11 protein-coding genes are annotated in these 11,465 nt (G+C 61.9%); 7 read left to right on the top strand and 4 right to left on the bottom strand.

Going from position 1 to position 11,465, the window contains the following annotated elements:
- The first annotated feature begins 70 nt into the window (after positions 1-70).
- Complete coding sequence (locus ACVC7O_RS08910) at positions 71-1,282, top strand: FliM/FliN family flagellar motor C-terminal domain-containing protein (RefSeq protein WP_458325734.1); 1,212 nt, start codon at positions 71-73, stop codon at positions 1,280-1,282.
- A 22-nt stretch (positions 1,283-1,304) separates the two neighbouring features.
- Here ACVC7O_RS08910 and ACVC7O_RS08915 read toward each other — a convergent pair whose 3' ends face one another.
- Positions 1,305-1,736, bottom strand: coding sequence for a TIGR01244 family sulfur transferase (locus ACVC7O_RS08915; RefSeq protein WP_458325735.1), 432 nt, complete (start codon positions 1,734-1,736; stop codon positions 1,305-1,307).
- A 104-nt stretch (positions 1,737-1,840) separates the two neighbouring features.
- Positions 1,841-2,080, bottom strand: a complete 240-nt coding sequence (locus tag ACVC7O_RS08920) for a hypothetical protein (protein WP_458325736.1) — start codon at positions 2,078-2,080, stop codon at positions 1,841-1,843.
- 130 nt (positions 2,081-2,210) lie between these two features.
- Here ACVC7O_RS08920 and ACVC7O_RS08925 point away from each other — a divergent pair, with 130 nt between their 5' ends.
- The 6 genes from ACVC7O_RS08925 to ACVC7O_RS08950 all read left to right on the top strand — a co-directional run bounded on the left by ACVC7O_RS08925 (position 2,211) and on the right by ACVC7O_RS08950 (position 8,868).
- Positions 2,211-2,495 (top strand): DUF2312 domain-containing protein, encoded by a 285-nt coding sequence (locus ACVC7O_RS08925; RefSeq protein WP_458325737.1) that lies wholly within the window; start codon positions 2,211-2,213, stop codon positions 2,493-2,495.
- Between the two features lie 397 nt (positions 2,496-2,892).
- Positions 2,893-3,597 carry a GntR family transcriptional regulator gene (locus ACVC7O_RS08930; RefSeq protein ID WP_458325738.1) on the top strand — a complete coding sequence of 235 codons (705 nt, stop codon included), beginning with the start codon at positions 2,893-2,895 and terminating at the stop codon, positions 3,595-3,597.
- A complete protein-coding gene (locus tag ACVC7O_RS08935) occupies positions 3,587-4,492 on the top strand; it encodes a dihydrodipicolinate synthase family protein (protein ID WP_458325739.1) in 906 nt (301 codons plus the stop codon). Before ACVC7O_RS08930 ends, ACVC7O_RS08935 begins: the two co-directional genes overlap by 11 nt.
- Positions 4,492-5,982 carry an aldehyde dehydrogenase gene (locus ACVC7O_RS08940; protein ID WP_458325740.1) on the top strand — a complete coding sequence of 497 codons (1,491 nt, stop codon included), beginning with the start codon at positions 4,492-4,494 and terminating at the stop codon, positions 5,980-5,982. Before ACVC7O_RS08935 ends, ACVC7O_RS08940 begins: the two co-directional genes overlap by 1 nt.
- Positions 5,979-7,529 (top strand): trimethylamine methyltransferase family protein, encoded by a 1,551-nt coding sequence (locus tag ACVC7O_RS08945; RefSeq protein ID WP_458325741.1) that lies wholly within the window; start codon positions 5,979-5,981, stop codon positions 7,527-7,529. The genes ACVC7O_RS08940 and ACVC7O_RS08945 overlap by 4 nt, the downstream gene beginning before the upstream one ends.
- A gap of 7 nt (positions 7,530-7,536) precedes the next feature.
- Positions 7,537-8,868, top strand: a complete 1,332-nt coding sequence (locus tag ACVC7O_RS08950; protein WP_458325742.1) for an NAD(P)/FAD-dependent oxidoreductase — start codon at positions 7,537-7,539, stop codon at positions 8,866-8,868.
- Between the two features lie 130 nt (positions 8,869-8,998).
- Here ACVC7O_RS08950 and ACVC7O_RS08955 read toward each other — a convergent pair whose 3' ends face one another.
- On the bottom strand, positions 8,999-10,183 hold the full coding sequence (locus ACVC7O_RS08955; RefSeq protein ID WP_458325743.1) for an oxidoreductase: 1,185 nt from the start codon (positions 10,181-10,183) through the stop codon (positions 8,999-9,001).
- Positions 10,184-10,336: 153 nt separating this feature from the next.
- Positions 10,337-11,215 carry an NAD-dependent epimerase/dehydratase family protein gene (locus ACVC7O_RS08960; RefSeq protein ID WP_458325744.1) on the bottom strand — a complete coding sequence of 293 codons (879 nt, stop codon included), beginning with the start codon at positions 11,213-11,215 and terminating at the stop codon, positions 10,337-10,339.
- Between the last annotated feature and the right edge of the window lie 250 nt (positions 11,216-11,465).

Here is an 11,465-nt window from a genome sequence, read left to right on the forward strand (position 1 = left end):
CGCCGCTATGCCCTGAAAGACAGAACCGTGCGCGTGGGCGAGGCGCCGGTGATCTTGACAAGGGCCACAGATGTCAGTTTTGCAGCGCAAGGCGCAGGCAGGAAAGCAGGAACATCAGGCGCGGGCTATGACCGTGCCCAAGGCTCTGCGCGTGAGCGTGGCCAAGATCGCCGACGAAATCTTCGACATGGCGCTGGTGGTGATCGGCATCACGCAGGAGACCTGCGAAGGCGATACGATTGCCGAGAAACTGGATGACGACTCGCTGCTGATGCTTCTGGACGGGCCCAAGGGCGTTGTCGGCGGTGCGATGGTCGGTCCCGAGCTGGTCGCCGCGATGATCCAGCAACAGACCACCGGAAAGGTTGCGACAACGGCGCCCGAGCCACGACCGCTCACATCCACCGACGCGGCGCTCTGCGCACCCCTCATTGATGCGCTCTTCCAGCGCGCGCATAGTCTGTTGGAGAACGACGATGACCGGCGCGTATTGTCACCGCACAAGTTCGGCGCGCGGGTCGAAACTGCACGGCTTTTCGGCCTTGCACTGGATGCAACGGAATATCGGCTCTTCAAGCTGACACTCGACATTGCCGGGGGAGCGTTCCAATCCGGCCTGACACTTCTCGTGCCCGTGCTCGAGCATCGCGTCGAGGTTGAAACCATCGATAGCGAAGAAGGGCCGGTGACCGCTGGTCCGCTGACGCTCGATAAGACGATGATGGACGTCAAGGCGGATCTGACGGCCATCTTGGGTCGCGTGCGGATGCCGCTGTCACAGCTGGAGAAGCTCAGGCCGGGCCATGAGCTGGTGCTTCGTCCCGATGCCTTCGATATGGTTGAGATCAAGACGGTCGATGGCAGAACCATCGGTCGCGGTGCCATGGGTCAGCTGGATGGGCAACGGGCTGTTCAGTTGGACAGCATCGCGGGCAGCGTGGATCACCCGAAACGGCGCGTGGAAGATCGCGACGATCTTGATCTGCCCGAGGTGCAGATGTCGGGTGCACCAATGCCTGCTGCCTTGCCGCCAGCTCTGCCGAGTGACGACGGTGAAAGCGCGACCTTTTCCGATGATCTTCCGGACCTGCCCGCTCTCCCAGATCTGCCTGATTTGCCCGATCTTCCTGATCTGGACGGCCCTAACGATGCGGCTGGCTTTCCGGATCTGCCCGACTTGCCTGATCTTGGGGATGGCGGCGATTTGCCCGATCTGCCGGATTTGGACAATGCGGATGAACTGCCGCCAATCCCGGGGCTGGCTGACCTTAAAACGGCCTGACGGGCCTATCTATAACGGTCAGCTAGCGGGGCAGATTTGCAATCGCAGACAGCGTGGGCTGCAGATTGCGCAGGTCGTATCCACCCGCCCCAGCCGCAGCAATGACCTCATCCACCGGCATCTCACGCGCTGCGGCCAGCGCCCATGCAATGGTGGAGCGCGTGCCCGAGGCGCAATAGGCCAGAACCGGGCCGTCGCAACCCCCGATCAGCGCGTGGTTCGCGGCAATCACCTCGGGTGTCATCGTCTGATGGGTGAGCGGCTGAATTGCAAATTCCAGGCCCGCGGCCAAGGCCGCTTCCTGCATGACCGCGCATTGGTGGCTGGGGGGCACTTCGACATCGGGCCGGTTGCACACGATGCGGCGGATGCCCGCTTCAGCGATGGCTTGCATATCGTCCGGGTTGATTTGCGGCGCGGCGAAGAAATCGGGTGTGATTTGACGCATATCCATGCCTCAACCTCTAGGCAAAGGATGAGGTACTGTCCAGATCACCGCGTTCAAAACACCGCGAAACAGATCGCAGTGCAACCGCTCTGATAATCTTTCCAGAGGGATCAGGCAAGGAAGATGCCGAGGATCACCAGCATCAACCCGATGACCGATAGAAACAGCGCGCCGAGATTCATTGGCAATGCCGTGCGCAGGCGCGTGCGCATCTCCTCGTCGGACAGTCGGGCACGGCGTGCGCGTGCAACGTAGACGATGCACCAGACCAGCCCGAGAAGCCCGATGAAGGACAGGCTGGCGCCGCCCCAGATCAGCAGATCAAAAACCGATGTGTCGCTCTCTTCCATGGGCTGCAGCTATCCAATCCGCTGCGGGAGCGCAAGATGGGCAGTGCTGTGCCAAAGCCGCTTGCAGCCCCGGCGTCGGCCCGCTAGGCAGATCGGCGATATTCGTCTCGCCACCCGCCAGGAGATTCTCATGAGTGACAGCGCAACCGATCCAGCCGTGCCCGAGACAGAGGGTGATGCGACCTACCGCGTGACCGCCAACGAACTGCGCCAGTTCGTCGAGCGGATCGAGCGGTTGGATGCGGAGAAGAAGGATCTTGCGGAGCAGCAGAAAGAGGTCATGGCCGAGGCCAAAGCGCGCGGTTATGATACCAAGATCATGCGCAAGGTCATCGCTCTGCGCAAACGTGATGCGGACGATATCGCCGAGGAAGAGGCGGTTCTGGAGATGTACAAGGAAGCGCTTGGTATGTGAGCGCGCGCCGCGACTGCGGTTTCCCGGATTTTTTCGTACCGCGGAACCGCCGCTTGCAAACCTTCGCGCCTGATCAGGTGGCGCTAACTGAACCACTGCTCTGCGCTCCGAAGGCGGCGGCCACAAGTTGCATTATCGTTGGTCATCTGCGCTCTTTACCTCAAAGCGCCGACGCGGCGGGCGTTTATCACAATAACACTTGGAGCTCTCCGAGGTCCCAGCCAAGTGGCCTCCGCAGGTGTTGCTGCAGATCCGGTCTGCCACCAATCCAACCTTCTCCTAAAGACCTAAGTGGTGCGGTCTGACCGTTGGTCAGCGAGGCCAATGCCCCGCACACCTAGTCAGGCTTGACTGGCCTCAAAATGTATACATAAAGTATACAAAACTGGAGGGCAGGATGGCGCGGATCACCAAGGAGCAATGTCTTGACGACTTGAAGCTACGCATCCTCTCGACGGAGTTGGCGCCTGGCAGCGATCTCGATGAAACCGCGCTTGCTGAGCACTACGGCATATCGCGCACGCCGATGCGCGAAGTGCTCCACCGCCTGGCGGGCGCTGGTTACATCACCACGGCAGAAAATCGGGGGGCGAAGGTCGCGTCGATGGACATCGGCGTGATGCGCACGTTCTTTCAGACCGCCCCGATGGTCTACGCAAACATCGCGCGGCTCGCGGCAGAAGCGCGGACAGGTCCGCAACTCGACGCACTGAAAGCTGCACAGCAGGCGTTCATCCGCGCGACCGCCACGCAGGACGTCGCGGCGACAGCGTTGGCCAATCATCGGTTCCACGCGGTGATCGGGGAGATGGCGCATAACCCCTATCTGGTGGCTGCGCTCAGCCGCCTGCTGATCGATCATACGCGGCTGAGCCAGCGCTTTTATCGGCCCGCGAATGCTGAGGAAAAGCTGCGGATCGTGAAAGCCAGCGAGCAGCATGATGCGTTGATCACCGCAATCGAGGCACATGAAGCGCCGCTCGCGATGGAGCTGTCGCTGGAGCACTGGGACCTCTCGCGCGACCGTATGGAGCGCTACGTTCGACCTGATCCGCTGCCCATGGACGTGGTGTCCCTGAAGGACCGCCGCAGTGCAATTTGAAGGCATCTATACGCCGCTGATCACCCCGTATCATGCGGATTTCACGCTGAACAACACCGCACTTGCCGAGACAATCGAGCATCTGATCGGTGCGGGCGTGCAGGGTCTCATCGTTGCTGGGACAACCGGAGAGTATTACGCCCAATCGATGGCCGAGCGCATCGACATGATGGAGCGGTGCAAGGCGCTCATTGCGGGTCGTGTGCCGATGATCGTGGGCACCGGGGCCATCCGGACCGAAGACAGCATCGCCTATGCGGAAGCCGCGAAAGAGGTGGATGCCGATGCCATCCTGGTCGCGACGCCACCATATGCCCATCCGACGGGCCGTGAGATTGCCTTGCATGCGTTGGCGATCGACCGGGCGGCGAATTTGCCGGTGATGCTCTACAACTATCCCGGTCGGATGAGCGTCGATATGGATGAAGACTGCCTCGACCGGCTCGGGCGGAGCCCGAACTTCTGCGCCATCAAGGAAAGCTCAGGGGATATCAACCGGTTGCACATGCTGGCGCGCGACTATCCACATATCGCGTTGAGTTGCGGTATGGATGATCAGGCTCTGGAGTTTTTTGCCTGGGGCGCGCGCAGCTGGGTCTGCGCCGGGTCGAATTTCGCGCCCGAAGCGCATCTTGCACTCTATCGCGCTTGTGCCGTGGATGGCGATTTCACCCGTGGCCGTGCGATCATGTCCGCAATGCTGCCGCTCATGCGGGTGCTGGAACAGGGCGGTAAGTTCATCCAATGCATCAAGCATGGCGTGACGATGCGGGGGATCGATGCGGGGCCGCCCCGCAAGCCGCTGCACCCACTCAACAAAGACGACAAGCGCGAGCTGCAGGAGGTGATCCGCACAATGAACACCACCATCGCCGCCATTCCCGGAGCCCTGTGATGACCGATCTTCTGACCCGCGCGGAATATGCAGCGATCGCCGCCGATCTGGATTGTCCGGTCACACCATTCATCGATGGCAAATTAAGAAAGGGTACGGGGGGGGCGATGCCAACGCTCAACCCTGCCACCGGCGAGACAATCGCAACCATCTCCACCGCCGGGCCGGAAGATGTCGATCTGGCGGTGTCCAAGGCGCGCGAAGCCTTCGACCAGGGGCATTGGGCGCGCATGCACCCCTCGGGTCGCAAGGATGTGCTGATCAAACTCTGCAAATACATCAGCCGGCGCAGACGGGAGCTGGCGGTGCTCGAGACACTCGAGTCCGGCAAGCCGATCCGCGAATGCGAGCTGGTTGATGTACCCGAAACCATCCATTGCCTGAAGTGGCACGCCGAGCTGGCGGACAAGATCTACGATCAGACCTCGCCGGCAGGGGATGACGCGCTGTCGATGATCGTGCGTGAGCCGGTGGGCGTTGTGGCTGCGATCCTGCCATGGAACTTCCCGCTGCTGATGCTGGCCTGGAAGATCGGGCCAGCGCTGGCGGCAGGCTGTTCGGTGATCGTCAAACCGGCGGAGCAGACCTCGATGACCGCGCTTCGGGTCGCGGAACTGGCGCATATGGCGGGGGTGCCGCGCGGTGTCTTGCAGGTGCTGCCCGGCGATGGGCCATCGGTCGGCGAGCCGCTGGGGCGGCACGGGGATGTCGATATGGTGAGCTTCACCGGCTCGACGGAAACGGCGCGGCGGTTCCTGCACTACGCGGCCGAGAGCAACCTCAAGAAGGTCGTTCTGGAATGTGGCGGCAAGAACCCGGCGGTGGTCCTGGCGGATGCGGAACACCTTGATCGCGTGGCTGAGCATCTGGTAAACGGCGCCTTCTGGAACATGGGCGAGAACTGCTCTGCCACCTCTCGGCTGATCGTGCATCGGGATGTAAAAGCGCCGCTCATGGAGCGGATCATGGCGCGGCTTCGCGACTGGAAGACGGGCGATCCACTTGATCCGGCCACCCATCTGGGTGCCTTGATTGACGCGGAGCATGTGAAGAAGGTGAGCAAGTATCTCACCGGCGACGCCCTGGCGGGTGGCAAGGCCGAGGGGCCCTTCGTTTCTCCAACGATCTATGAGGTGAGCAAAGAGGACGCCAAGGGGCGAGAAGAGATTTTTGGCCCTGTGCTGAGCGTCATCGAAGTGGCCTCGACCGATGAGGCCATCGCTGTGGCCAACGACACTGATTATGGCCTGACCGCGTCGATCTTCACTGCGAATGGGCGGCAGGCGATCCGGGCAGCACGCGACATACGCGCGGGTACAGTGACGGTGAACTGCTATGGCGAAGGCGACATCGCGACACCTTTCGGTGGCTACAAGCAGTCAGGCTTTGGCGGGCGAGATAACGGCGTGCATGCGCATGACCAATACACCGAGCTGAAGACCATCTGGGTCGATCTGACAGACCCGGCGGATGGAGACAATGTCGGATGAGCGTTCAAGCCGTAGGAACCGCCCGACGAGGACGTGGTGCGCGCAAGGCACAGCGGCAGACTCGGGACGCGACAATGCTGCCGGCTCTCAAGCGCCGCCTGCCGCTCACCGAGCCGATGAGCGAGGACCAGGTCGCCCGAATTGATGCCGCTTCGATGGATATCCTGGAGAATGTCGGCGTTGTCTTTCGCGATGAGATTGCGCTCGCAGATTGGACGCGTGCGGGTGCGGACGTGCGCGGAGAGCGGGTGCATCTGGATCGGGGGCTGGTGCGCGCGTTGATCGCAACGATCCCCGAGAGCTTCACCTATCACGCGCGCAACCCGGCCAACAGTCTGGCCTTTGGCAAGGATCATGCAATCTTCGTGCCGATGACCGGCGCGCCTTACCTGCGCGATCTCGACGATGTGCGGCGCAACCCGACGCTCGAGGATTTGGCGAACTTCCACAAGCTCAGTCACATGCTGCCTGCGATGCATTCGTCTGCGCATCACATTGTTGAGCCCTACGATCACCCGATCAGCCAGCGGCATCTGCGCATCACCTATTCCTCGATGAAGCATTCCGACAAGACCTTTATGGGCATGACCACAAGCCCCAGGAACGCCGAGGATGTGATCGAGATGTGTGCGATCCTCTTTGGCGAGGAATTTATCGACAACAACGCGGTGGTCACGGGAAATTGCAATGGCAACTCGCCGCTGGTCTGGGACGAGACGATGCTGGGGGCGATGCGCGCCTTCTGCCGCCGCAACCAGCCGGTGCTCTGCTCGCCCTTCGTGCTGGGCGGAGCCAATACGCCCGCCTCTGTTGCGCCGACCGTGGCGCAGCTCAACGCCGAAGCGCTCAGCGCACTGGCCTACACCCAGGTGATCCGCGAGGGCGCGCCTGCGATCTACGGGCACTATCTCAGCACCGTCAGCATGAAGTCCGGCGCGCCGATGGCGGGCACGCCCGAGATCTCGCTGATGAATTTCATGATTGGCCAGATGGCGCGGTTCTATGGCGTGCCGTGGCGCACATCGAACACGCTAGGCGGGGCCAAGACCTTCGACGCCCAGGCGGGCTATGAGAGTGCGATGACGCTGAACGCGGTGCTGATGGCCGGGGCAAACTACATCTGGCACTCGGCGGGTTGGAACGAGGCGGGCATGCACTGCTCAACAGCCAAATTCATCGTCGACGCCGAAATGTGTGCGATGGGCTATCGCATGGCGGAGGGGATCAACTGGGACGACTTCGAGGCCGCGGTCTCCGCGGTGCGTGACGTGGGGCCGGGCGGGCATTACCTCGGCCACCCGCACACGCTGGAACACTTTCAGCGCGCGTTCTTCATGCCGGAGATGTTTGACAACAACTCCATCGAACAGTGGCAGGCGGAGGGCAGCGTCGAGATTACGGAACGGGCGCTGATCCGGGCGCGCGAGTTGCTCAACAGCTATGAAGAGCCGAAACTGGATGTGGCCGTGGATGACGCGCTGCGAGATTACATCGCGCGCCGCGAGCGGGAAATCCCGCCCGCCGACGCACTGAACCAGACCTATTGATAAGCAGATGAAGGTGACGCGCCTCCCTGTCGATCCCGGTCCTGCGGGGTGGAACTGTCTCCTGCCGGACCCTGCACCCGTCACACCGCTCGAGGGTGCACAAACGGCGGATTGGGTGATCATTGGCGCGGGCTTTGCCGGGCTCGCCGCGGCGCGGCGCTTGTCGCAGCTGTGCCCCGGTGACCGTATTGTGGTTTTGGAGGCAAAGCGTGTAGGCGAGGGGCCTGCCGGGCGCAATTCCGGGTTCATGATCGATCTGCCGCATAATCTGGCCTCGGATAACTACGGCGGTGCGTTGGCGGCTGACAAAGCCCAGACAGCAGACAATCGGCGCGGCATCGATTTCGCGGTGGAGATGGCTGAAGAGTTTGGGCTATCTCAAGAAGCGTTTGTGAGGTCGGGCAAGATCAACGGCGCCGCAACCGCGAAGGGGCATCGCCACAATCTGGGGTACGCAGGTCACCTGAGCGCGATGGGAGAAGACCATCGGATGCTGGGGGCCGAGGAGATGCAGGCGCTCACTGGCACAACCTACTACCGCAGTGGCTTGTTCACGCCAGGCGCTGCGATGATCCAACCGGCCATGTTCGTGCGTGGCGTCGCGCAAGGTCTGCGGTCCAACCGCGTGGCTATTTATGAAGACAGCCCGGTGACCTCGCTTGTGCGGCGCGGGGATTGGGTAGCGCAAACGCCGCAGGGGCAGATCACCGCGCCGCAGGTGATCCTTGCCGTAAACGGGCATTTGGAGAGCTTTGGTCACATGACTGGCCGGCTCATGCACGTCTTCACCTACGCCTCCATGACCGCGCCGCTGAGTGCGGAGCAATCGGAGCGTTTGGGCGGCGTGAAGGTCTGGGGCCTGACCCCTGCTGATCCGATGGGGACCACTGTGCGACGCATTTCGGGCACTGGCGGCGATCGCATCGTGATCCGGAACCGGTTCACGTTTGATCCGGATATGGAGGTGGACACGCGCCGCATCGCGCGCGTGGCGCGGGATCATGACCGCGCCTTCGCCGGCCGTTTTCCTATGCTGGGCGATGTTGCGATGGCGTATCGCTGGGGTGGTCGATTGTGTCTCAGTCTCAACAACGTCCAAGTTGTCGGCGAGCTGGAGCCGGGTCTGTGGTCTGCCTGCTGTCAGAATGGGCTCGGCACCGCCAAGGGTACGCTGGCAGGCCTTCTGGCTGCCGAAGCCGCGACGGGGCATCGATCAGAGGCACTTGAGCGCGCCGAACTGGCACCGATGCCGCGCCGCCTGCCGCCAAGGACCCTGGCGCAGCTCGGTGGAAACGCACGGCTGCGTTGGGGCGAATTGCGGGCCGGGCGGGAACTCTGATTGGCGACACTGTGTCAAAGGCCGTGGCTTCCGACAAAGGACGTCGTTTGAAGCGTTGATGGCACCTCGTGTGGCGGGCTTGTGGTCGAACCGCACCACAGGCCTTTCTCAGATCACAGGGCAGCCGATCCTACATCGAAAAGTGCCGCCGCCATCGCGTTGCATTCTCGCGCTCTTGGCTCTTGACCGCACTCAGGGCATCGGTTGCGTCCATATCGAAGCCGGCGTCTTCACCCGCACCGATTGCAGCGATGCGGCGTGTGTACCAGGCCGTGACCGCGCCCTCTTGATCAGACGCAAGCCGTGGGAAGCTGGGGCAGGGCATCTCTCCCTTCTGCCACAAGTTCGGCAGGTCTGGATGCAAGACCATGGCGCGGGCGAGGCCTACGACGTCAGCGCGGCCTGTCGTCAGAAGGTCCACCGCCTGCGCACAGGTTTTCACGCCGCCTGTGACCATCAGCGGTCGTTCAGTGCGCTTGCGGGCCTCTTTGGCGAACTCGGCAAAGTAAGGCCCTGTGCCGCCGCCATCAGAGGATGAGGCCGCACCCGGAAAATAGGTGCCTCCGCTGATATCGATCAGATCGATGGGGCAGGCCTCGAGCTCTTCCAGCAGATCCAGCGCCTCCGTCTCCGTCAAGCCACCTTGCAACATGTCCGAGGCGTTGATCTTGATGGCAACTGGGAAGTCCTTGCCCACCGCATCACGCACCGCCGCTATCACCTCCAGTACGAGCCGCCGGCGCGCGACGGCAGACCCTCCATAAGCGTCATGTCGGGTATTGAAGAGCGGCGAGAGAAACTGGCTGAGCAGGAACCCATGGGCTGCGTGAATTTGAACCCCGCCAAAGCCCGCCTCCCGAGCCAACCGAGCTGTCTGCGCGAAATCGTCCGGCAAAGCCCGGACGGCTTGCAAGGACAGCGCGGCACAGGTCAGCCCGGGCACATCTATGGCGCTTGGCCCGGCGGGATCACTGATGTGGGCATGCGCAAGCGCGCCGGCGTGCCCAAGTTGCAGCCAGAGCTGGGCTGTGTTGCGCCGCGCCGCTTCGGCAAGTTTTCGGAACTGCCTGACCGTCTCGGGGCGTAGCACCAGGTTGCCGGGGTTCTCCGCGAAATACGGATTGCCCTGGACCTCACCGACAATACTCGCCGCGATACCTCCGTCTGCCCAGGTGGCATAGAGCCGGAGCTGAGCATCTGTCGGCAGGCCACGACCATCTCCGAGGGCGTCTGACATGGCTGATTTGACCATGCGGTTCTTGAGGCCGACCCCACAGGGCAGCTCAAGGGGCTGAAACAGGATGTCATGGCTCATTGCGGTATCCGATTGATGCAGATGATGTCTTGAGTGTCGTAGTCCGGCAGGAATGGCCACCCCCCGGCTGTCTTAGATGCGAGATCACGCCACGGTTTGTGTATCTCGGACGGGTCCTGTGCGGTTTCTTAATCATAGATCTGCCAAGCCATTTCAGATGCTGAACCATTCTGTGGCGCGGAAATCCGTGATCTCCGGTGTCCAGTCCAGCATCCAGTGCAGCTTGTCTCCACTCATCTGCTGATCGAGCGAGGGGCCAAGCGCCCAGTCACCGTATCGTGCCACGAGCGTTTCGGTTGGAATGATTACATGCGGTATGGTGGACGCCCTTTTTGCGGCGATGGCATCCGCGATGTGACGTACCGGCACGCCGGTTTCCGCCACCGCATTGAAGTGCCCGACAAGATCAAGGCGGTCGAGCAGCGCGCCATAGACCTCCGCCAGGTCGCGGCGATGGATGAGGGGCCACCGCGCCGTTTCGCTGCCCCAGATTTCAATCGGACGCCCGGCCTCCGCGGCCTCAATGAAGCGCGCAAAGGCGCCGCCCCCCTCGTGGTAGACCATCGCCGGATGGACAACTGCCGTCGAGACCGCGCTGGACGCCAGAAGACGCTTTGCGTTCCGGGTCATCCAGGCGAATGCGGGCAGGGGATCGAAGGGATGACCTTCGTCAGCCACCACACCTTTGGTCGCACCGTAAAGCCAACAGCCGCCCGTATAGATCACCCGCGGTTGGTGGCTGACCTGATGGGCTTGCTCAAGTAACGTGGAGATGACCTGATCATCCGTGTCGGCCATGTCGTCCTCAAAGGTGGTGGCCATATGCACAATCGCATCGTGCCGGACGGCCTCGCGCATCCACTCCGTCGGCACGCGAAGATCTCCCGCATGGGGCGTGCCACCAGCGGCCAAGACCTGCTGTCGAGTGATCTGTGACCGTGTGAGCGCGGTAACGTCGTGCTCCCGAGCCACCAAATTCTCGAGCACGGCCGTCCCGATTGTGCCCGTTGCTCCGGTAACGAAAACCCGCAAAGTGACCTCCACCTTAACCGACTGTCAGGCTACTGCGGCTGTTCGATTGGGGTCAATTGCGCTTGGAGAGCCCACCTCAAAATACGAAATCGAATACGTGTAATAAATATCAATAACTTGCAGACATATCTTGATGTAATGTACTGATTGCGATCAGCCCGGCTTATAGCGTGCCCCACAATTTTTATGATTGGTCATTCGGGTCGACACAATGAATCCTGCACGTGCCGAGGCGAGGCTAAGATTGGTG

This window comes from Roseobacter cerffii, assembly GCF_054226325.1.